Origin of the sequence: Ostreiculturibacter nitratireducens, from assembly GCF_032670585.1 — a bacterium.
Classification (GTDB): domain Bacteria; phylum Pseudomonadota; class Alphaproteobacteria; order Rhodobacterales; family Rhodobacteraceae; genus Ostreiculturibacter; species Ostreiculturibacter nitratireducens.
In genome coordinates this window covers 1,312,120-1,334,429 of record NZ_JAVQHL010000001.1, presented here as the reverse complement: position 1 = coordinate 1,334,429, position 22,310 = coordinate 1,312,120, and the positions used below count along the sequence as shown (strand labels likewise).

The window sequence follows — 22,310 nt, the reverse complement described above, 5'->3', positions numbered from 1 at the left end:
GCCTCAACCCTTGCGCGGCTTCGCCCTCAGGGTCGGCTCGGCCTCGGTCGGATCCTCGGGCCAGGGGTGTTTCGGATACTGGCCGCGCATGTCCTTTCGGACGTCGGCGTAAGAGCTTTTCCAGAAACCGGGCAGGTCCATCGTCACCTGCACGGGCCGGCTCGCGGGTGACAGGAGCGTGATGCGCAAAGGCAACCGCTTCGGTCCGACGGTCGGATGCACCGTCACTCCGAAAAGCTCCTGAAGCCGCAGCGAGATTGCGGGGTGCTCACCCGAATAGTCGATCGGAACGGCGCGGCCGAGCGGGGTGGTGAAGTGAGCCGGGGCAAGGCGGTCGAGGAGGGTCCGCTCCTCATGCGTCAGCGCGGCTTTCAGCGGTTCGTTGAAGTCCATACCCCTGAGGTCCGCCTCCGTCCGCTTGCCGAAGAGAAAGGGCAGAAGCCAGTCTCCGGCGCTCTCGAGGAGGCCTTCATCGGAGAAATCGGGGAGCTCGGTGCCCTCCCGCCGCAGGAATTCGACGCGAGCCTGAAGGCGGCGCGCCGCGTCCGTGAAGGGAAGGCCGATCTGTCGCACCCCGTCGAGCGCGGCGCGCGCCATCGCGTCCGGCGGAGCGTCGGGCCAGTGCCGGTCATCGAGGACGATGGCGCCGAAACGCTCCTGCCGGCGCGCAACTACGCGTCCCTCGCGCCGCGCCCATTCGCAGGTCTCGGTCCAGGCGATCCGGTCGGAGAACAGGCGGCGCAGCGCGGCCTCATGGATTTCCGCGCACTGGCGGATGCGCGCCTCGCGGGGATCGCCGTCGAGGCCGGTCACCACGAGCAGCCGCGCGCGGGACAGCGGATCGGCGGTATCGAGCGCCGCGCCCTTGCCACCGGAAAGAAGATAGCGCGGCGCCTCACCCTTGCGCCGGAGCCCGATCCGGTCGGGATAGGCGAGCGCGGCCATCTCCGCAGGCGAAAGTTTGGCGTCGCTTGACCCGGCCATGCGAGACAGGCGCTTCGCCTCGGCGCGGATGCGTTCCACGACGCCGCGGTGGACGTCGTGCGGGTGTTCGGCTTCGTAGCCCTTAGGGTCGCGGATCGCGGCAAGCCGAAGCATGAGATCGGAAGGCGCACCCCTCAGCGGGTCGCGGTCGGCCAGAAGAGCGGCGAGCGTCGCGGCCTCTGGTCCCGCCAGGAGCAGCATGTGGCCCAGGCGGGGATGCAGCGGCAGGGTGGCCAGCTTCCTGCCGTGCGGCGTGATGCGGCCCTGCGCGTCGATCGCGCCGAGGTCTGCGAGAAGGGCGCGGGCCTCTGCCAGCGCGGGCGCCGGCGGCGGAGTGAGGAAGGCGAGCCCTTCCCCCGTGCCCGCGCCCCACAGCGCGAGTTCAAGCGCGAGGCCCGCCAGGTCCGCCGCCTCGATCTCTGCCGGCGGGAAGGGGGCAAGGCCGCCTTCCTCTCCCTTCATCCACATCCGGTAGCAGAGGCCCGGCGCGACGCGTCCCGCGCGGCCGCGGCGCTGCTCGGCCTCGGCGCGCGTGACGCGTTCGGTCACGAGCCGCGACATCCCGGACCCGGGATCGAAGCGCGCGCGGCGCGCCCGCCCGCAATCGACCACCACGCGGATATCCTCGATGGTGAGCGAGGTTTCCGCGATGGATGTCGCGAGCACGACCTTCCGCCCGGAGGATACGGGCGCGATCGCGGCCCGCTGGGCGGCGAAGTCCATCGCGCCGAAAAGCGGCCGAACCGCGCAGTCCGCGGGGACATGCCGTTCCACCATCGCCGCGACGCGCCGGATTTCGCCCTCTCCCGGAAGAAAGACGAGGACGCCGCCTTCCGTCTCCTCGACTGCCTGGAGCGTCAGCGCGGCCGCCTCGGCCTCGAAGCTCCGGGCCCGGTCGGCCGGCCGGGGCAGCCACCGCGTCTCGACGGGGAAGGCGCGGCCCTCGGACGAAACGGTGGGCGCACCGTCGAGAAGCGCGGCGACGGGAAGCGCGTCGAGCGTCGCGGACATGACGAGGAGGATCAGGTCCTCGCGGAGCGCGCCCCTGACCTCCCATGCCAGGGCGAGGCCGAGGTCCGCGTTCAGGCTGCGTTCGTGGAATTCGTCGAAGATCACCGCTCCGATTCCCGATAGCTCCGGGTCGGACTGGATCATCCGGGTCAGGATGCCTTCCGTGACGACTTCTATCCGGGTCCCGGGCGACACCTTCGTCTCGCCCCGGATCCGGTAGCCTACGGTGCTGCCGACGGGCTCGCCGAGGCTTTCCGCCATCCTCTCGGCCGCGGCGCGCGCTGCGAGGCGGCGGGGTTCGAGCATGACGATCCGTCCTTCGGTCAGACCGCCTTCGAGCAGCGCGAGCGGCACGCGCGTCGTCTTGCCCGCGCCGGGGGGCGCGGTCAGCACGGCGCGGCCTTCCGACCGTAGGGCGGTCAGGAGAGCAGGGAGCGCATCGTCGATAGGCAGAGGCACGGGCATGTGCGCCTTATCGCCGGTGGCAGTCCGCTTGGCCAGAGGCAGCGGGTGAGCAGTGATAGCATCCGGATGCACTGGACGACGGAAGCCATGCGGGGCAAGGTGCCCGGGCCGCGCCGGCGGTTGTTGCGGAGACAGGCGGAAGGGTCCCGGGAGAATGGATATCGACGAACTCGCCAAGCGGGTCGTGGAAGGGGATCGGCGGGCTCTCGCGCGTGCGATCACGCTCGTGGAAAGCGCGAGGGCCGATCACAGGCAGGCCGCCACGCAGCTTCTGGAACGGCTGGCGCGGGGCGGGCGGGAGGCGCTGCGGATCGGGCTGTCGGGCACGCCGGGCGTCGGCAAGTCGACCTTCATCGAGGCCTTCGGGACGATGTTGACCGGCAAGGGCCTGCGCGTCGCCGTTCTGGCCGTCGATCCGTCCTCCGCGCGGTCGGGGGGCTCGATCCTTGGTGACAAGACCCGAATGGAACGGCTGGCGCGCGATCCGCGGGCCTTCATCCGACCCTCGCCGAGCCAGGCGCAGCTTGGCGGCGTCGCGCGGCGCACGCGGGAAGCCGTGCGCCTGTGCGAGGCGGCCGGCTTCGACGTCGTGCTGATCGAAACGGTGGGCGTCGGCCAGTCGGAGACGCTCGTGGCAGAGATGAGCGATATCTTCGTCCTTCTCCTCGCGCCGGCCGGTGGCGACGAGCTTCAGGGCGTGAAGCGCGGGATCATGGAGATCGCGGATCTCATCCTCGTCAACAAGGCGGACGGCGATCTGAAACCGACCGCAATCCGAACCTGCGCGGACTACGCTGGCGCGCTGCGCCTGCTTCGAAAACGCGAAGCGGACCCGGAGGGTTTCCCGAAGGCCATGACCGTTTCCGCGCAGGAAGAGACGGGGCTCGAAGCCGCGTGGGAGGAAATGTCCGCCCTCGCCGGCTGGAGGAAGGCGGAAGGTCACTGGGAGACCCGGCGGAGCGCGCAGCGCCAGCACTGGTTCGAGGAGGAAGTGCGCCAGGGAATGCTTGCCCGGCTGAAGGCCGACCCGGCGTTGCGGGAAAGAATGGTGTCACTCGGGCTCGCAGTCGCGGAGGGGCATGCCGATCCCGCCGCTGCGGCGAGCGAGGTTCTGTCGATCCTTGATGAGGAAAGAGGTGCCGTCTGACGCCGGGCGGGGACTTGAGGCCCCGCGCCGGGTTCAGCGGCCGACGCCGACGTAGTCGGTGAAACCGGCGGCCTGCGCATCCTTCGCGCTGTAGACGTTGCGCAGGTCGGCCATGCGGGGCGCAGCCATCCCGGAAGCGAGACGCTTCAGGTCGAGCGCACGGAACTCGTTCCATTCCGTCAGGATGACGACGCAGTCCGCATCCTTCGCCGCCTCGTAGGCGTCATCCATCCAGGCGACGCTCGGAAGCAGTGCTTCTCCCTCGCGTCGGCCCTGCGGGTCCACAACGCGCACCTTTGCGCCGCCGCCGACGAGCGAGGGTACGATGGTCAGCGAAGGCGCATCGCGCATGTCATCGGTGTTGGGCTTGAAGGTCACGCCCAGAACCGCGATGGACTTGCCGTTCACGGAGCCTTCGCAGAGATCGACGATCTTCTCGATCATCCGGCGCTTCACCTCGTCGTTCACCTTGATCACCGTCTCGGTGATCTGCATCGGAACCCCGTTCTCCTGTCCGATGCGGGCGAGCGCGCGGGTGTCCTTCGGGAAGCACGAGCCGCCATAGCCCGGCCCCGCATGCAGGAACTTGTTTCCGATCCGGCCGTCCAGACCGATGCCCTTGGACACATCTTTCACGTCGGCGCCGACCCTTTCGCAGAGGGCGGCGATTTCGTTGATGAAGGTGATCTTCGTCGCGAGGAAGGCGTTTGCGGCATACTTGATCATCTCGGCCGTCTCGAGACCGGTGTAGAGGATGGGGAAGTCACGCAGGAACAGGGGGCGGTAGATGCCGCCCATGACGTCCCTTGCGCGTTCGGATGTGACACCGACGACGACCCTGTCGGGGCGCATGAAATCGTCGATCGCGGCGCCCTCGCGCAGGAATTCCGGGTTGGAGGCCACGTCGAACTCAGCGTCCGGCCTGACATTCGCGATGGCCCGGGCGACTGCGCGGTTCGTGCCGACGGGCACCGTCGATTTGGTCACAACGACCGTGTAACCGGTCAGAGCGGCACCGATCTCCTCGGCAGCGGCCATCACGTAGGTCAGATCCGCATGGCCGTCCCCGCGCCGCGTCGGCGTGCCGACGGCGATGAAGACGGCATCGGCGCCGTCGACGGCCCTCGCGAGATCCTGCGAGAACGACAGGCGTCCGGCGGCGACGTTCCGCGCGAGGAGATCGTCAAGGCCCGGTTCGTAGATCGGGATCTTCCCGTCCTGCAGCATCGCGATCTTCTGCGGATTCTTGTCGACGCAGACCACGTCGTGCCCGAAATCCGAGAAACAAACCCCAGAGACGAGCCCGACATAGCCCGTCCCGATCACAGCGATCTTCATAAACCGGTCCTCGTGGATATTTCGTTCCGAATTGGGCAAAGCGAAGACGGATGTCAACGCTTGCCTGAAACGGGCCCGCGCGACAAGGTTTTGCCGGAATGAAGGAATACCGTCGGCGTCGAGCGCGATAGGTTGCGGGGTGGAAATCAGTGATGGCCAAGGTCGCGGGGGTCTTTTTCGCAATACTTGTCTGGATTGCCCCGGCAGGGGGCGCCCTGGCCTGTTCGGTGGCCGAGGTTGCTGGATCGGACAGGTTGATACGCCCCGAGGTCGGCATAGATCAGCGCCTGATCGACGCGACGATCAGGGCCGAGGTGAACTATCACCGCTGCAAGGCGGGCAGCGGGCCGCTGTCCGGATCGCCGGCGTTGGCAGGCATTGCGGAAACGCATGCCAAATGGATGGCGCGGGCGCAAACCGTGTCCCACAAATCGAGGGTCGCAGGGCAATCGACGCTCAAGGCCCGGATGAAGCGGTCGGGGGTCCGTTTCAGGGCCGCGTCCGAGAATATCGGAATGGTACAGCGCTTCGCCCTCGAAGGCGGTACTTTCCGCATCAGAAGTGAAAGCGCGTGCCGTTTCGAGACATCCGGCGGCAAGCCCGTCGGGGCTCATACATATGCCAGCCTTGCGAAATTCATCGTGAACATGTGGGCAACGTCGAAGGGACACCGCGAAAACCTGCTCGACCGAAGGGTCTCGATGGTCGGGTCGGGCGCGGGCTTCGCGGCACGGGCCCCCTATTGCGGTCGCTTCTTCCTGTCGCAGAACTTCGCAGGCTGACGCGTCGCGGGCGTCAGCCGACGGCCCACAAGCGCCGGGGTTGATCTGCCCCCTTGATGTCGTCAAGCCACGGATGTTGGAGGGATGCGTTTCGCTCGAACCACTCCAGCGTCGCGCGGATGCCGTCGTCCAGCCGGTGCCGCGGGGTGAAACCGAGATCCCGCCGCGCTTTCGTGATGTCCGACAGACTGTGCCGGATCTCGGCGCCGAAGCCGGGGCGGTGAGCCACCCGAAGACCCAACTCGGGCCGCGATCTTCGCAATATCCCCGCAACCTCCAGAACCGAGGTCGCGACGCCAGTGCCAAGCTGGTAGACCCCTTCCGCGCGAATTTCGATCACCCGGGCGATGGCTTCCGAGATGTCTTCCGCATGGACGAAGTCACGCGTCTGCGCGCCATCACCATTCACGATCAGCCGCCCCGTCGTCAGCGCCATGCGGCAGAAAGACGGAATTACGCCGTGACTTCGCAAGCCGAAGGGGCCGTAGACGTTGGAAAAACGCAGGGTGGCGGACCTGAGCTCGTAGGAGCCGCGATACGCCGTCAGAAATCCCTCCACCGCAAGCTTCGATGCGCCGTAGGGAGACATGGGTTGTGGCAACAGCGTTTCATCGACGGCATCCGACTGTCCGTCGCCGGCGAGCGCCCCGCCGGTTGAGGCGAACACGAAGTGCGTCCGAGGGGCGAACCGGCGCAACCGTTCCAGCAACTTCTGCGTTTTCACCACGTTGTTTCTGAAGGTTTCCCCGGGACCAGCCACCGAAGCCTGGACTGACGTTTCGGCCGCAAGGTGAACGACCACGTCCGCTTGGTCATAGAATTGCAGCACGTGGTCATCCGCGAAACAGGCGCGCAGGATCCGATCGTAACATGGCAGCTCCCAAGGTTGCGCATCCGGGTCACGGTCGATCGCCCACAGGCTTGCCCCAGGAAAGCGCCGCCGCAGATGTGCGACCAGGTTCTGACCGATGAACCCAAGGCCGCCGGTGATGATCATTCTCATCGGCCATTACCCCTCGCCGTGGCCATTCCGGGCTGTGCCAGCATCGCGCAACTCTCTCCCTCGGCGCCGCCCGCGCCGGTCCACCACAGCCTAGAATCGCGATGGTTAAAGGAGCCTTGCGGGGGCCATCACCTGGTGACGTCCCATGCGAAGGATTGGCCGGAGCGCCGGTTCCCGTTAGCGATATGTCAACCTTATTCTGTCCCGATGGGCGCGCCGGAGGCCCGCCATGGCTGGTCCGGTTTCGTACCAGAATGGGAGAGCTGCGATGGACACCACGGCAAACGAAGTTCCCGGCGCGCCCGGCCGAAGCTCTCCCAATTCCATGCTCTGTCGACGAAAGGGGCCCTCGCCGCGCTGGTGCCTGAACAACGGTTCCGCCGGGCACGCGGTGCCTCCATGCGTTTCGGGTTCCGCGGGCAGAGGCCGTGAACCTCTGCTCGTCCTCGATCGGAAGGAGGGCGGGCGATGATCCAGGCCGCATCCGAGCGCAAGGGCATCATTCTTGCCGGGGGAACCGGCTCCCGCCTCTACCCGATCACGCTCGGCGTTTCGAAGCAGCTCCTTCCGGTGTATGACAAGCCGATGGTCTACTATCCGCTGTCGGTTCTCATGCTGGCCCGGATTCGCGAGATCGCGGTGATCACGACTGCGGAAGACCGGGGAGCGTTCCAGAGGCTGCTGGGGGACGGAAGCCAGTGGGGCGTCCGGTTCACCTACATCGTCCAGCCGAAGCCGGAGGGACTCGCGCAGGCCTATGTGCTTGCCGAGGACTTCCTCGAAGGCGCGGGTTCGGCGATGGTCCTTGGCGACAACATCTTCTTCGGGCACGGATTTCTCGAGCTTCTCTCCGTCGCCGACGCCCGAAGAACCGGTGCCACGGTCTTCGGCTACCGGGTGGCCGATCCCGAACGCTACGGGGTCGTGGCTTTCGACCACGCCGGCAAGGCGGCCGGTATCGTCGAGAAGCCCGCGCAACCTCCGTCCGACTTCGCGGTCACCGGGCTCTATTTCCTCGACGGGTCCGCGCCTTCCCGCGCGCGTGACGTGCGGCCTTCGTCACGCGGTGAACTCGAGATCACGACGCTACTCGAAAGCTACCTGCAGGATGGGCTTCTCACTGTCGAGAAGATGGGCCGCGGTTACGCCTGGCTCGACACCGGGACCCATGCCAGCCTGCTGGACGCCGGAAACTTCGTGAGGACACTCGAGGAGAGGCAGGGTCTGCAATCCGGCAGCCCGGACGAGATCGCCTTCTCGAACCACTGGATCGACAGCCAGCAGCTTGCCCATCGCGCGGCCATGTTCGGAAAGAATGCCTATGGGGGCTATCTCGACCGTCTCCTGGAGCAGGCCTGATCCGGGCGTCACCTTCGCGCTCTAGTCGCGCCACGTGCTCGACCTTGTCGGCAAGTCCTGGAACCAGAGATTGCCGTACTCCAGCCCGCTCTTGGGGAACGACCGCTTTCCAAGGGAAGAGCTGAAGCGAAGCTGCCGAGCGAAGAGCATTTTCCGGAAATGATCCTTTTTCGCCACAATGGCGAAAGGTCATGTTCAGCATCGGCGCCGAGTCTCGGTCTGGCACAGGGGTGTGCTGTCCGGGGGTTGGGGTTTGCTGCGGGTCAATACCGTCGCCACCTATGCGGGCGACCAGTCATATTACGTTTCGGGCCTGTCCGATCTGGAGATCGTTCAGACGGGGCAGGGGCCGGTACTTGTTTCGGCCACCTTCGACGGCGGCGTCATCTCTGCCTACCGGCTTGCCGCGGGGGCACAGATCGCTTTCATCGACAGGATGACCCTGCCGGTGGCCGCGGCGCCCCCCGGCGGGGCGCGGATCGCCGAGTTCGACCTGCCGGGAGCATCGGCCGTCGTGACGCTTGGAGACATCGGACCGGGGGCGGGCCTTTTCGAAATCACCGGAGCGGGCGTCGACCTCGCCGCCGGGACGCAGCTTTCGACGTTCGATCTGCCCCCGGGAATGGCGATCATCGGAACGGCGACCATCGGTGACAAGATCCATGTATACGCGACGCAGAAGGATGCCCCGGCTCTCACGGTCTACACGATCGGTTCGGGCGGCAGCGTCGCAGCCAGGTCGGCGCCGACACCGCAGCCTGGCGACTTCGCAGCCGGAGCCGTCGCAGAGATGCATGTCTTCGACGGCCAGACCTTTCTCTTTGTCGCAAGTCCGGGAACCAACGGACTATCGAGCTACCGCATCGGCGCGGACGGGACGCCCGTTCTGGTCGATACTAGGGGCTCCGCCGACGGGATCGGGATCACCACGCCGAGCGCGCTCGAGACGGTGACCGTCGCCGGGCAGACCTATGCCATCCTCGCGGCCCGTGACTCGTCTTCGCTTTCCGTCTTCGCACTGGCCGCCGATGGATCGCTTCGGGCCGTAGATCACGTCATCGACGACCAGGCCACGCGCTTCCTTAACGTCACCGCGATCGAGGTCGTGGAACATGCCGGACGCGCTTACGTCATCGCCGGCGGCGGCGATGACGGCATCAGCGTCTTTCGCCTTCTTCCGGGTGGCCGCCTCTTTCAAGTCGCCACGGTTTCGGACGGCGCCCAGACCGCGTTGGCCAAGGTCACCGCGATCGCGGCAACGGTTGTCGGCGGGGAACTCCAGGTCTTCGCGGCAAGCGGGTCCGAAGCAGGGATCACCCAGTTCCGTATCTCTCTGGCATCGGAGGGGCTGACCCTGAGCGGGACCGCCGCCGCGGAAACCCTGTCCGGCGCTTCTCTCGACGACATCGTCTTCGGCGGCGGCGGCAACGATACGCTCAGCGGTGGCGCTGGCGACGACATCCTGATGGACGGCGCCGGTGCGGACGTGATGACGGGTGGCGCGGGCAACGACGTCTTCGTGCTTGCGGCAGATGGTCAGACCGATCGGATCACCGATTTCGACATTACCCGCGACACGCTTGATCTTTCCGCCTTCGCGATGCTGCGAAACCTTTCCCAGCTGGGCTTCGTCACGACCGCCAACGGTGTGACGATCACCTACGGCGACGAGGTTATCGAGATCGTCTCGAACACGCTCGAGCCCCTGACCGCGCAGGATTTCCTTGGACGGAGCATTCTGAACCTGTCGCGGATGACGCAAGGGGGCGCGGCCGCCGGGCGCTATCTCGAGGGGACCTCCGCCTCCGAGGCTTTCGTCGGCAGCGCCTCGGACGACACGTTCGTGGCGAGCGGCGGTGCCGACAGCTATGACGGCCTCGGCGGCATCGACCTCGTCGACTACTCCGCCGCCGCACAGGGGGTGACGGCCGATCTGGCAGGGCTCCACGCGAATTCGGGTCTGGCGGCGGGGCATCGCTACAGCGGGATCGAGGCCCTGCGCGGGACGGCGTTTGCCGACAGGCTTTACGGCGACGCGGGCGCGAACCAGCTCCGCGGCGGAGGCGGGGCCGACATGCTCTCGGGTCGGGGCGGAGACGATTGGCTGCAGGGAGAGGACGGCGACGATGTTCTGGAGGGCGGTCAGGGCAGCGACCGGCTGGAAGGCGGCGCCGGTCGGGATGCGGCGAGTTACACGCAAGCCGCGACCGGTCTTGTCGTGGATCTGGCCGACCGGGGAAAAAACACGGGCGAAGCCGCCGGGGACGTCTTCGTGGAGATCGAGGACCTCATCGGGAGCGCTTTCTCGGACACGCTGCGGGGGGACGCCGCGGCGAACCGCCTGTACGGAGGGGCAGGCAACGACACGCTCGAAGGCGGGGTCGGGGACGATCGGCTGGAAGGCGGACAAGGCGCGGACAGCCTCGACGGCGGAGCGGGTTCCGACACGGCTTCCTACGCCGGGGCGGCCGCGGCGGTGACCGCGGACCTGGCTGTGTCCCGGTCGAACACGGGCGATGCTGCCGGCGACAGCTACGTTTCGGTCGAGAACCTGGAGGGCTCGGCGTTCGACGACACGCTGCGGGGCGATTCCGGGGCCAACCGGCTGGAAGGTGGCGCGGGCGCGGATCGAATCGCGGGGCGCGAGGGCGATGACAGGCTTTATGGCGGCGATGGGGACGACATCCTGATGGGTGGGGCCGGGGCCGACCACCTTGACGGCGGGGCGGGCAAGGACCGGGTGGACCATGCGCTCGCGCCGCAATCCATCACCGTCGACCTCATGCTCACACATCTAAACACCGGCGAAGCGGCGGGAGACACCTATTACCTGATCGAAGACATCTTCGGCGGCGCCTATGGCGATATCCTGCGTGGGAATTCGGGCACGAATGTCCTGTCGGGGAATGGCGGGAACGACATTCTCGTCGGTCGCGGAGGCAATGACTTCCTTTATGGAGGAGACGGCGACGACGTTATGAACGGCGGGCCCGGCATGGACTACATGAACGGGGGCGATGGCTTCGACTGGGCGGACTACAGCCTCGCCGCGCAGGGCTTCACGCTCGACCTGGCGATCCTTGTATTTTCCACGGGCGAAGCCGCGGGCGACCGGTTCGTGTTCGTCGAGGGTTTCATCGGTTCGGCCTTCGACGACGTCCTGCGCGGCGACGCGGCGCAGAATACGATCCTTGGCGGCGGCGGGGCCGACCGGATCGCCGGGCGCGGTGGCAATGACACTCTCGACGGAGGAGCCGGCAACGACAGCCTCGACGGGGGCGCGGGCAATGACACGCTGACCGGTGGCTCGGGTGCGGATAGCTTCATCTTCAACGGCGGAACGGACACGATCACGGACTTCGCCGACGACGAGGACACCGTGTTTCTGGACCGGGCAGCGCTGGGGATCGCGCTGGCGGACCCGGCCGATATCCTGGATTTCGCGACGGTGACGCCTTCGGGGACCCTCCTCGATTTCGGCGGCGGAAACAGGATGCTCCTCCTCGGGATCTGGGAGCCCGGGCTCCTTCTGGATGACATTTCCTTCCTCTGAAGCCGGGCCGCGATAATCGGGGCTTAACCATCATCGCGTTAGCTCGCTGGCATGATGACCCGAATCCGCCGCCTCTACCGCCGTTTCGCCTGCATTCATTTCCGCTGCGCCCGGGACGGTTTCGACATTGCCGGGGCGGATGGAGCCCTGATCGGTCGTGTCGAATCCTGTCAACTGCGCGGCGACCGGCTGCATCTTTCGGGCTGGGCCGATTGCGAAAGGGTGGTCGTCGAGGATGAAACCGCGCGCCGGGAAGTCGCTCCATGGATATGGAGGCAGGACGTGGTCGATCGCGGCGCGGGGAACGGGCCTGTCGGGTTCGAAGTGGATTTGCCCGCGAACCGCAGCGCCTTGCGGATCTCGGTCGAAACCCGACGAGGGGCGGTCGGACGAAAAGTGCCCGCGTTTCCACGCCGCCGGGTTCTGATCGCGGAAATCCGGACGCGCGTGGTCTTCATGGTGGGCCTTCTGCGAAGTGCGCCCGCAGTCCTGCGATGGGCGCTCTGGCGCCATCCTTCCGATCGGGCAGCGGTCAAGCGCAGGCTGGGTCTGGAGGGCGCCGCGCCGGCGGGGTGTCCCAAGATCCGGACGGGCCTTTTTGTGACGGGCAAGACGCCGAGTCGGAGGTCGTCAAAGGTGACGCTGGTCATGCCCGTCTACAACGCCTTCGACCTGACGCGGGAAGCCCTGTCGCGTATCCTGGCCAATACGGATCTTCCCTGGCGCCTGATCCTTGTCGAGGATGCATCGACTGACGCCCGGATGCGCCCCTTTCTGAGGGGATTTCGCGACAATGCCCCCGCCGGCGCGGTGACGCTGATCGAGAACCCGAAAAACCTGGGTTTCGTGGGCTCGGCGAACCGGGGCCTCGCAGAGGCGCTGGCTCATGATGACCATGTTGTCCTCGTCAACTCCGACGCGATGGTGCCACGCGGCTGGGTCGCGCGCCTCCTTGCGCCGATCCTCGACGACAGACGTGTTGCCAGCGTCACGCCGATGTCCAACGATGCCGAGATATTTTCGGTTCCGGTCGCGTGCAGGCCGCGACCGCTGGCTCCGGGAGAGGCGCAGGCCATTGACGCCGCCGCGCGCCGGATCAATGTCCACGCCGGTCCGGTGGATGCACCCACCGGCGTCGGCTTTTGCATGGCGATGAACATCGACTTCCTGCGGCGGTTTCCGGCCTTCGACCCAGCTTTCGGGCGCGGTTACGGCGAAGAGGTCGACTGGTGCCAACGAACCCGCCTCGCAGGGGGGCGGCACCTGTGTCAGCCGGCGCTTTTCGTCGAACACCGCGGCGGGCAGAGTTTCGGGAATACGGAAAAGGCGCGGCTGATTGCCGAGCATAACGCGATCGTCGCGCGCCGTTACCCGGGCTATGACGCGGAGGTGCAGGGCTTCATCCGCACGGACCCTCTCGGGGACGCGCGTCTGGCATTGGGCATTGCACTTGCGGCCGCACGACAGGAGGCGAGCGGAAAGGCGCTTGATATCTATGTCGCGCACAGCCTTGGTGGCGGGGCGGAGATGGATCTGGCCCGGCGGTTGCGGCACGTGACCGAAGAGGGCCTCGCCGCGGTGGTGCTGAGGTTCGGAGGTCCGGCGCTCTGCCGGGTGGAACTGCACATGCCGGTGGGTGCGTCGCGGATCGACACGGATAACTGGCGCGACGTCGACCACCTCCTCGCTCCAGCGCTGCGGCGGCGGATCATCTATTCGAACGGTGTCGGCCATCCCGATCCCATCGCTCTGCCGGATCAGATACTCTCGTTGCGAAGGGACGAGCGCGACAGGGTCGAAATACTGATCCACGATTTCTTCCCGCTCAGTCCGTCCTATTGCCTGCTGGGCGCAGCCGGGCGCTATCGCGGCGTGCCCGCCGCCGATGACGAAGACCCGGCGCATCTGTCCCGGCGGCCCGATGGCGGACGAGTGACGCTTCGCCGATGGCGCGCCGCGTGGGGGCGGCTGCTCGATGCCGCGGAATCTGTGACTGTGTTCGCCGAAAGCGGGCGGGAAATCGTGGCGGAGGCCTATCCGGAGGTCGCTGCCCGCATCGTCGTCCGGCCCCACGCGCCCTTGCACGTGCCGGCGCGCGCGCGCGTGCCCGAGGGAGGGCGTCTCAACGTGGGCGTTCTCGGCAACATCGGCTGGCAGAAGGGAATAGCTGTTGTAGGGGAACTCGCGCGAAGTCCCGCGGCTCTCTCCGGGGATCTCGCAATCGTCGTCATCGGGAACGCCGATCCGGCCTATCGCCTTCCCGCCGGCGTCCATGTGCATGGAAGCTACCGCCCGGAAGATCTTCCGCTCCTCGCGGCCCGTTACGAAGTGGGTCTCTGGCTCATTCCGTCGATCTGGCCCGAGACGTTCTCTTTCACGGCGCGCGAGGCGATCGCGACCGGGCTTCCCACCTATGCATTCGATCTTGGAGGCCAGGGGGAGGCCGTGCGCGAAACGCCGAACGGACGCCCGGTTCGGTTTGACCCTGACGCGCCGCACGCCGAGGTCCTGATCGATGCATGGCGCCAGGATGGCCTTCTGAAACCGGCCGCTTCGATGCCACTGGCTATAGGAACGGCAAGTCCTGAAACCGTCCGTTTACCAGCCGCGTGAGACGATTTGGGCAGTTGTGGCGCTCAAGGAGAACACAGTTATGTCTGAAAGCATTCTCGTGGTCGGAATGAGCCATGTCGAGGCCATCGACCGTGCGCTCGACGACGCGGATCGCAGGCAGATCCGCGTCCTTGCCCTCAATCGCGAGCCGGGCATTTTCGACGTGAAGGCGAATCGGCTCGATCTCTCGGCAATCACCGGGTCCTGTCCAAAGGTCGTCTGTCTGTCCCTCGGGGGAAATTTTCACAACATTTTCGGCCTCCTGGAACTGCCGCAGCCGATCCGGATGGGCGACCCCACCTTGGGCTCGGTTCCTGCTCCCCCGAAACGCTTGTTCGTCCCGCATGACCTGATGCGGTTGCACTTCGAACGGAGGATCGATCGGCTGTTGAGCCATGCCGAAGCAATCCACGAGCATTTCTGCGAAGCACGGTTCTTCTACCTCTGCGCACCGCCCCCCATCGCCGATGAAACGCACCTGGCTCGACATCCCGGCGTGTTCAGGTCGCGCCTGCACATGGGGTTCGCGCCGCATGATTTGCGTCTGGCTCTGCACAGGCTTCAACGGGACATCTACGCGGCACGCGCCGCGCGAAATGGAGCGGTCTTTCTCGACCCGCCGATGCAGGCTTGCGATGCGGGCGGCTTCCTTGGGCGGGATTACTGGGCCAACGATCCAACACATGGCAATGCCGCCTATGGCCGCCTGGTGGTAGATCAGATTCGCGCGCGGGAGGCGCTTGCCGCATGAACCCGCGACACCCCTACGTCGGCCTGCCAGACCGCCAATTCTGGAAGCACGAGCCGGGGATCGCGGACCCCGCAGCGTTCGATCCGGTGTCAGACGTGCCGTTCCACATAACGCCGGAGGACAAAGTCGTGACTGCCGGCAGCTGCTTTGCCCAGCACGTGGCGCGACGCCTTTCGAATTCGGGCTTCAACCATCTCATCACCGAGCCGGCGCCTGCGTTCGTCGATCCCGATTTGGCCGAACGGTTCAATTACGGCATGTTCTCCGCCCGCTACGGCAACATCTATACGACACGCCAGCTCCGCCAGCTTGTCGATCGAGCCTACGGCCGGTTCCGGCCACTTGCCGCGTTCTGGCCGAAGGACCGGACCGAGCGCGTGATTGACCCATTCCGGCCGCAAATCCAGCCGGAGGGTTTCGTGTCGGAAGCCGAGCTTCTGGCCGACCGCGAAAGCCATTTCGCCGCAGTGCGTTCCGCATTCGAAAACATGGACGTGTTCGTCTTCACACTGGGCCTAACGGAGTGCTGGGCAGATGTCCGAGACGGCGCAGTGTTCCCGCTCGCTCCGGGCGTCGCGGGGGGGCGCTATCGTCCGGGCGAGGTGCGTTTCCTCAATTTCGACCTTGAAGAAACGCTGGCTGATCTTCTTGCGGCGCTGGCGGCCATACGGGCGGTCAATCCGACCATTCGGTTCATTCTGACGGTTTCGCCCGTCCCGCTGAATGCGACCATGGAGCCCAGACATGTCTACGTCTCATCGGCATGGTCGAAGTCGGTGCTCCGGCTGGCCGCGGAACGCGTGACCCGATTGGTGCCGGGCTCCGTCTATTTCCCCTCCTACGAAATCATCACGGCCCCGCATGTCCGCGGAAGATATTTCGGTGAGGATTGCCGTGAGGTTCTTCCGGACGGCGTGGATCACGTGATGCGGCTATTCTTCAGACATTTCGCGGGTGAAGGCCGTGCCGGTGGCGAGGCTTCGGACGGCTCTGCGGCGACCCAGACCCGTGAGCACGTTGCTGACCTGGAGAACTGCCTGAGGATACTCTGCGACGAGGAAGCGATCGCGAACCGATAGCGGCGGCGCGCCGCGGTGCGTGGAAATCGCGCGTGAGGGCTGACGGCGAGTTTCGGCACCGTCACCGATCGTGTGACTGCGACGATGCGCCCTGCGCGTCGTTTCCAGCTTCGCCTTCGCACCAGGACTTTCCAACGCTGTTATTCACAGGGCGTTGACCCGGCGTCGGCGTGTCGGTGCGGGGTGACCGACGACGGGAGAACTCCAGCCGGGACGGCTTCGGTCACCGGGGAGATGCTGCCTGAGATCGCTCAGCCCTTTCCATGCAGAAGCCGCAGAATTCCGGTTTCTGGCCCGCCGGCGGGACTGGCGGTGCTGTCTCCGCTCCGATCTTCCACCGAGGCACGCAACTCCGAAGCCAGGTTCGCCGCGGTTGCCGGCAGGTTCGACCGCCCCCCGAAGAACCAGTCGACCTTGGGCTTCGCGTTCCAGCCCATGTCCGGGTGCTTTTCGAAGTCTTGGGCCATCGTCGTGACGCGGGCCGCCACGGCCCGGAGGTCGAATGCCGGAAAACCGTGGAGGTTCTCATGGAGAATGGCGGGATCACGGGATCCGTGCATGTTCGTCAGGACCCTCACGCCGGCCTCGGCCAGTTCCATCGGCGGATAGCTGGGATGCGGAGATACCATGAGGGACATCCCGAGGGCGGCCCGGGACGCGAGTTCAGCGTAATCGGCGAGCGTCAGCCGCCCGGCGATCTCGATTCGGGCGCCGCATCGCAGCGCCTCCGACGCGAAGTTCTCTCCGATCGCGATGAAACGCCACCTGGACCACAGGGCAGGTGCCTCATCCTGAAGCTGCCTCACCAGCATGTCCAGGAAGGAGAGACAGTTCCGCTCCGCATGGGGGCGGGCGTAAAGAAGAACTATCCGCTCCTTGGCACAGCCTCGCCGGATGGCCGCCGCGAAGTCGCCGTTGATGCCCGGCAGGAGGACGTGACCTCCGCGGAAATACCCCTCCGTGTGGAAGAAGTCTGCGAGTATGGCGGTGTTGAATATCGGGATCGTCCGTTTCGGCTCGCCGTAGGTTGCATCGCACAGCGCCCATTCCGTTGACCACGGGTGGAATCCGCACTCGAAGTCCTGGATGAGATAGGCGAGCCTGCGCGCGCGGTTACCGAAGATGCGATCCTGCTGCGCCATGAGATCGCGGCCGACATGCGCCGTCCACCATGCCGTGGCGAGGAAGACATCGTTGTTCCGGACCGGGAGTGGAAAGATCTCGCGCCGCGAACCGTCGAGGACCAGGTCTTCGTGGGCATGGTCCTCGTCACGCCAGGATGTGACCCGGAAACCTTCCGGCGGAATGTACTGATTGCCCGGGGCGGCGTCGGTGAAGATCAGACGCGCGTCCCAGTCCAGCCCCAGTTCCGAGCGCGTCGCGTGAAAGACGTCGAGTGCGGTGGCGACGCCCGCGTAGGCACGGCTCGTGTCACCGGTCGGGATCAGGAGATTGAGCCTCGGCCGATCGATCGTCGAGCACATCGCCAGGAAGTGGCGGCAATGCGCGATGTAGTGCCTTTCGACGCCGAGGTCGCGCGGCGTCGGCAGAAGCCGGTTGCCGTGGCAGCGGAGCGCGGCGCGATCAATGCCTGCGGCTCCATGCTTCGACGTCACTCTGCCCGTCACGTGGGCGAACCCCGCCATCTCGACCGTGTGAAAGAAGATGCGCTCGATCGCGTGCGCCAGCGTGCCGTCGGTCTGGCCCGTTTCCGGATCGAAGTGCAGCGGCGTGAGGCCAAGCGTCAGAAGTGGTGCGAGCGCTTCCGTTCGGAACCAGAACATCGAGCCCGAGGGCAGGTCGAGCGGCGCCTCCCTCTGCAACTCGTGCCCCATCATCCGGACAAGCGCTCGAGCGGTTTCGAAATTGCCACCCCACTGGATCAGCGGAAGTATCGGGCCGAAATGGTCAGGCGCGTAGGCGCCGATCCCTTCGGTCGCGAGGATGTCGAGGATGTTGGCGACGAGCTGCTCCGAGCCGAGCGTGCCTTCGAAGAGGTGCCGTCGCCAGGCGGTGAACTCCTTCGCGTAGTGGCGCGACTTTTTCGAGTGGATATGGACGGCGAACCGGACCTCGGCCAGACGGTCGCGATAGCCCGAGATCATCGGCGCGATGTCCCGCCCGCGATTCGGGGTGATGCGTATCTCGTACGGATGGCGGGCATGTCGCAGGCAGGCCGCCTCGATCTCGCGGGCCTTCGATGCCGTGTCGGTCGATATGAACAGCCGTGTCCGCCCGCGCGGAGCCTTGTTGGCGTAGCCCAACATCTCCTCCGCGAGATCCGGGTAGAAGATGTGCGCGAAGACGCCGATCTGGCCAGAAGTATCAGGGCTCGCTTCTTCCGGCGCGATGAGCGGGTCATCGCGCGGGATTTCGAGCACGCGCCGCGTTCCTGGGAAACCTCTGGCGAGGGTGTCTGGCGTTTCGGTCTTTCGAATGGTCCGCCCCATCTCGAAACCGCTTTCGATGTAGTGAAGGAGGCTGGGGGCCTCCGGGTCGTCGAGACCGGCGCGGTAGTGCGACACATCGAAGAGCGGGTGGAATGGCCGCGGCTCCGACTTCCCGGCAGTGACATAGTGAGCGAGGGCATCCTGGCCGGAGGCCCGCACGTCGGGCGCGTTGTCGTAGTAGAACCTCTTGGAAAACAGCGGGTTCGGATCGATCGGCGACGATGGTCCGCGCGCGACATATTCCGCGAGGGCGGGCTGATCGAAAAGAGCCACGCCACAGGCCCTGCGGTAAAACGCCGGATCGAAGAGCGGATGTGGCGCCGGCCGCGCCGGGTCGTCGCCGGCGCAGAGGTAGTCCTCGAAGGCGCTCCGCTCGGGAATGCGTCCGCGTGCGGCCAAGGCGTTCAGGTAGAATTCGCCATCGAAAAGCGGGTGGGGAGACAGGGCCGGGTTTCCGGGCGCGAGCGCGAGGAAATGTGCCAGGGGCTCGCGCGGCGTCGTCGTGTCGCGCATATGGGTCGCGGCGTAGAAATCGGGGTCGAAGAGAGGGTTCGGCCGATCGCCCTGCCGCCAGCCTTCGGAAAGGTAGTGCGTCAGCGGCTCCTGGCCCGCATCGCCTTTGGAAAGGTAGGTCTCCCGATACCAGTCCGACCAGAACAGGGGATGCGGCCGGAAACCAGCCCGGGCACCGATCGTCAGGTAATGCAGCAGCGGCTCGACGGGCTTGCCTTCCGTGCCGCGCCGGGAAGCGTACCATTCCGCGTCGAAGAGCGGCCCGGGGCTTCGCCGTTCCTTGCTGCCATACGCAAGGAAATGCTCGAACCCGTCGAGGCTTTGCGCGGAGACGTCCGGATACGCGCGGGCATACCATTCACGAGCGAACAGAGGACTCGGCGAAAGGCCAGCGGCAGAGCCAACTTCCGAGAAGTGCCGACGCAACTCCACTTCCGTGCCCGACTGGCCCGAAACCTGCGCGTAATGGAAGCGGTCGAAAAGGAGGTCACGGAGTTTCGCGTTCGTCACTGGTCGCATGGGGCTTCTCCCTCCGTGTCGGTCAGGTCGGCAGGCACTTCGGGACCCTAGGAGGAGGGAGGTTAGGTTAAGGTTAACGAATACGTGCCACGCTGGACCGGATTGGACATGGCAGGGGCCCCGGCAAATGCAGCGCGCGATCTTCTTCATGCACATCGCGAAGACGGCCGGGTCCTACGTCAACTCCCTCTTCCGCGACACGCTCGGAGAGGCGAGGGCCGTCGACCATATCGAGATGCGTCTTCCGAATGCCGAACTGCTCCGCAGTGCGGTCGACGAGGGAGGCGTTGATTTCGTCTCCGGCCACGTCTACCTGCGGCTCTGGAGCGAGCTGGCCAAGACGACCTCCCGCCCGTTCTTCCGCTTCACCGTCATCCGCGACCCGATCGAGCATCTTGCCTCGCATATCCTCTGGCTCGACCACTACAACCTTCCGGAGAAGCGCGGGGAATATGCGGGTCTGTCCGAAGCGCACCAGCGGCTCGTGGACCTCATCGGAAGGGTGAACTTCGCGGACATGGGGGCTCTCGACGCCTTCCTGACGCATCTGCCGGCCGCCGGCGTCCAGCTTCTCGACAATTGCCAATCGCGGTATTTCGTCTGCGGTCCTGGGGCTTCGACGGCCCATCACGATCCGCTGACCCTCTCCCATGCCGACGAGATCGCCCGGGCGGCGCGGTGCTTCGATCTGGTGATCCGGCAGGATTGCCTGGCCGCGGGAATCGCAAAGGTCAATACGCTGACGGGCCTCGCCCTTGAAGCTTCGAAGGCACGCGTGAACGCCGCCAAGTCGGAGAGGGCCATCGACACGAAGAACCCCGTCGTGAGGTCGATTTTCGGCAAACGTACGCTGGTTGACCAATGGCTTTGGCGAAGCGCGGTCGCAGGGAATTTCTGACAGCCCTGATCGATCGCCCTAGATCCAGCCCATCGCAGTCGCCGCATAGATGCAGGCGGTGCCGAAGCCGGATTGGCGGCGAATTCCCAGTCGACCCAATCGCGCCAGCCTTTGAGGAGCCGGGGCATCGAGGGCGGAGCGAAACTCCCGGAGGAGGGTGGCGTTCTCGCTTGTCAGCGGCAGACCGTCCGCGGCCAGTGCGGCGGCGTTGGCCCGGAGCCATCCACCATAACGGGACGAGGCAAGGATTGCGAAACGTTGAAGGGTGGCGCCCATCCCGCGATGGGCGCCGACCGAGTTGCCGCCATGCTGGCGGTAGAGCACGGTCGGCTTGTCGTCGAATGTGATCTCGGCGCCAATCCCGGTCATGAGGGCATAGAGCCACCAGTCGTGGTGCGGCACCTCTGCTGCCTTCCGCGCTGCTTCCCGGACGAGGGAATAGGCGCGCGGGTTCATCAGGATCGTGTTGCCGGGCAACGTGTTCTGGATCAGGGCGTTGGCGAAGCTCGGGGTCTTGCGTCGGCGGCGAACAGAGGGCAGGCGCGTCAGGTCCGCACGCACTTCGATCGTCGTTCCGCCGTAGATCGCCGGCGCGCCCAAGCGGCAGAGCGCCAGCCGATCGAGCGCCCTCTCAAGCCGATCCGGAAGCCAGACGTCGTCCTGGTCCGACAACGCCACATGGCCGGCCGGCGGCCCGTTGGTCCCAAGGAGTGACAGGAAGTTAGCCCCCGAACCACGTCCCGGTCCGGAGAAGACATGGACCGCCCGCGAAGGATTCGCTGACCGGAAGTCTTCCAGAATCGTCAACGTTGCATCGTCGGAGCCGTCGTCGGACACCCAGAGAGACCAGTCCGCATGGCTTTGCGTCAGGAAGGAAGCGAGTTGTTCCTCCAGAAAGCGCGCGCCGTTTCGCGTGCACATCAGGATGTGAACATGAGGGCGTTCGCATTGCCTAATCATGGACGAGCTCCCGGTGGAAGCGACGAAGGAAGACGAGACCCGACGCGGTGAGACAAAGGCTCACGGCGAAGACGTAGAGGGGGGAGACGTAGGTTCCGTCGTAGGCCGGGTAGAAGGCCGCGCGCATCTGGCCCACGACATGCACCAGCGGGTTGAACCACAAGCCGGAGCGGTAGGGTTCAGGAACCGTATCGAAGGTGAAGAACACGCAGGACAGAAGAAACAGGGGGCGGTTCACGATCGACCAGACCCTTTGCCACAGGGCGTAGCGGGTCATGAGAAAGCAGTTCAGCGTTCCGACCCCCAGGCCGAGTGCCGAGGCCATGGCGAAACCCAGCACCGCTGCTGCGATGTCGGGTGTCGTTCGCGTGTCGAAGGCCGCGAATATCCCCGCGAGGACCAGGCAGGCCACGAGAATCTGCGTCAGCGCCGCCACGAGGAACCGCGCGAGAAGCGCGTCCGCGTAGGTCACGCCCGGATAGGCCAGAAGCTGCCGCGAATAGAGGATCGCCTGCGCGACCTTTGACGAAAGCTCGCCGTAGAAGAGAAACGGAACCATGCCCGTCGCATAGAAGAGCGGAAAGCTCGTCCCGACGGGCGGGGCGCGGAAGCCGACCGAGAAGATCAATGTCAGGATTGCGATCCCGAGGGCGGGCTCCAGGACCGCCCAAAGATAGCCGCCCGGCGATCGGCAATAGCTCGTCGTCATCTCGCGCAGCATCAGCGCGACGATCGCCCGCGCCGTGGGCAGGCTTCGCCGTCCGTGCCCCCTCCGGTATTCTCTTCGGGTCCCGCCGAGAACCGCCATGCCCGCGCCTTTACGCCAAATAAGTCTTTGCCGGTTTATGCCTGACAACACCTTGCCAAGAGGTTCATGGCGACACC

The 22,310-nt window shown here is 65.9% G+C and carries 14 protein-coding genes; 8 read left to right on the top strand and 6 right to left on the bottom strand.

Annotated features, from left to right (window positions below; genetic code table 11):
* Positions 1–3: 3 nt before the first annotated feature.
* A complete protein-coding gene (gene hrpB / locus ABCN56_RS06405) occupies positions 4–2,460 on the bottom strand; it encodes an ATP-dependent helicase HrpB (RefSeq protein ID WP_343079925.1) in 2,457 nt (818 codons plus the stop codon).
* Positions 2,461–2,614: 154 nt separating this feature from the next.
* On the opposite strand from hrpB, the gene meaB reads away from it, so the two are divergent.
* Positions 2,615–3,607: a methylmalonyl Co-A mutase-associated GTPase MeaB gene (gene meaB / locus ABCN56_RS06400; protein ID WP_343079924.1), complete on the top strand. Its 993-nt coding sequence runs from the start codon at positions 2,615–2,617 to the stop codon at positions 3,605–3,607.
* 33 nt (positions 3,608–3,640) lie between these two features.
* On the opposite strand, the gene ABCN56_RS06395 is transcribed toward meaB, so the two are convergent.
* Complete coding sequence (locus ABCN56_RS06395) at positions 3,641–4,945, bottom strand: UDP-glucose dehydrogenase family protein (protein ID WP_343079923.1); 1,305 nt, start codon at positions 4,943–4,945, stop codon at positions 3,641–3,643.
* A gap of 152 nt (positions 4,946–5,097) precedes the next feature.
* Between ABCN56_RS06395 and ABCN56_RS06390 the strand changes: the two genes are divergently transcribed.
* Entirely contained in the window at positions 5,098–5,727 is a 630-nt protein-coding gene (locus ABCN56_RS06390; RefSeq protein ID WP_343079922.1) for a CAP domain-containing protein, read from the top strand.
* 13 nt (positions 5,728–5,740) lie between these two features.
* Here ABCN56_RS06390 and ABCN56_RS06385 read toward each other — a convergent pair whose 3' ends face one another.
* Complete coding sequence (locus ABCN56_RS06385; RefSeq protein ID WP_343079921.1) at positions 5,741–6,730, bottom strand: NAD-dependent epimerase/dehydratase family protein; 990 nt, start codon at positions 6,728–6,730, stop codon at positions 5,741–5,743.
* Positions 6,731–7,198: 468 nt separating this feature from the next.
* Between ABCN56_RS06385 and rfbA the strand changes: the two genes are divergently transcribed.
* The 5 genes from rfbA to ABCN56_RS06360 all read left to right on the top strand — a co-directional run bounded on the left by rfbA (position 7,199) and on the right by ABCN56_RS06360 (position 16,085).
* The gene (rfbA, locus tag ABCN56_RS06380) at positions 7,199–8,089 is read left to right on the top strand and encodes a glucose-1-phosphate thymidylyltransferase RfbA (RefSeq protein ID WP_343079920.1); all 891 of its coding nucleotides are present in this window, start codon (positions 7,199–7,201) and stop codon (positions 8,087–8,089) included.
* Positions 8,090–8,267: 178 nt separating this feature from the next.
* Positions 8,268–11,642 (top strand): calcium-binding protein, encoded by a 3,375-nt coding sequence (locus ABCN56_RS06375; protein ID WP_343079919.1) that lies wholly within the window; start codon positions 8,268–8,270, stop codon positions 11,640–11,642.
* A 51-nt stretch (positions 11,643–11,693) separates the two neighbouring features.
* Positions 11,694–14,255 carry a glycosyltransferase gene (locus ABCN56_RS06370; protein WP_343079918.1) on the top strand — a complete coding sequence of 854 codons (2,562 nt, stop codon included), beginning with the start codon at positions 11,694–11,696 and terminating at the stop codon, positions 14,253–14,255.
* Positions 14,256–14,271: 16 nt separating this feature from the next.
* Positions 14,272–15,006 (top strand): hypothetical protein, encoded by a 735-nt coding sequence (locus ABCN56_RS06365; protein WP_343079917.1) that lies wholly within the window; start codon positions 14,272–14,274, stop codon positions 15,004–15,006.
* Positions 15,003–16,085 carry a GSCFA domain-containing protein gene (locus ABCN56_RS06360; RefSeq protein WP_343079916.1) on the top strand — a complete coding sequence of 361 codons (1,083 nt, stop codon included), beginning with the start codon at positions 15,003–15,005 and terminating at the stop codon, positions 16,083–16,085. The genes ABCN56_RS06365 and ABCN56_RS06360 overlap by 4 nt, the downstream gene beginning before the upstream one ends.
* Before the next feature lie 251 nt (positions 16,086–16,336).
* Here ABCN56_RS06360 and ABCN56_RS06355 read toward each other — a convergent pair whose 3' ends face one another.
* On the bottom strand, positions 16,337–19,567 hold the full coding sequence (locus ABCN56_RS06355; RefSeq protein WP_343079915.1) for a rhamnosyltransferase WsaF family glycosyltransferase: 3,231 nt from the start codon (positions 19,565–19,567) through the stop codon (positions 16,337–16,339).
* A gap of 127 nt (positions 19,568–19,694) precedes the next feature.
* Between ABCN56_RS06355 and ABCN56_RS06350 the strand changes: the two genes are divergently transcribed.
* Positions 19,695–20,465 (top strand): hypothetical protein, encoded by a 771-nt coding sequence (locus tag ABCN56_RS06350; protein WP_343079914.1) that lies wholly within the window; start codon positions 19,695–19,697, stop codon positions 20,463–20,465.
* Positions 20,466–20,483: 18 nt separating this feature from the next.
* Here ABCN56_RS06350 and ABCN56_RS06345 read toward each other — a convergent pair whose 3' ends face one another.
* Both ABCN56_RS06345 and ABCN56_RS06340 read right to left on the bottom strand, forming a co-directional pair.
* Positions 20,484–21,425, bottom strand: coding sequence for a glycosyltransferase family 2 protein (locus ABCN56_RS06345; RefSeq protein ID WP_343079913.1), 942 nt, complete (start codon positions 21,423–21,425; stop codon positions 20,484–20,486).
* A complete protein-coding gene (locus ABCN56_RS06340) occupies positions 21,418–22,233 on the bottom strand; it encodes an ABC transporter permease (RefSeq protein WP_343079912.1) in 816 nt (271 codons plus the stop codon). Before ABCN56_RS06340 ends, ABCN56_RS06345 begins: the two co-directional genes overlap by 8 nt.
* Positions 22,234–22,310 lie beyond the last annotated feature (77 nt).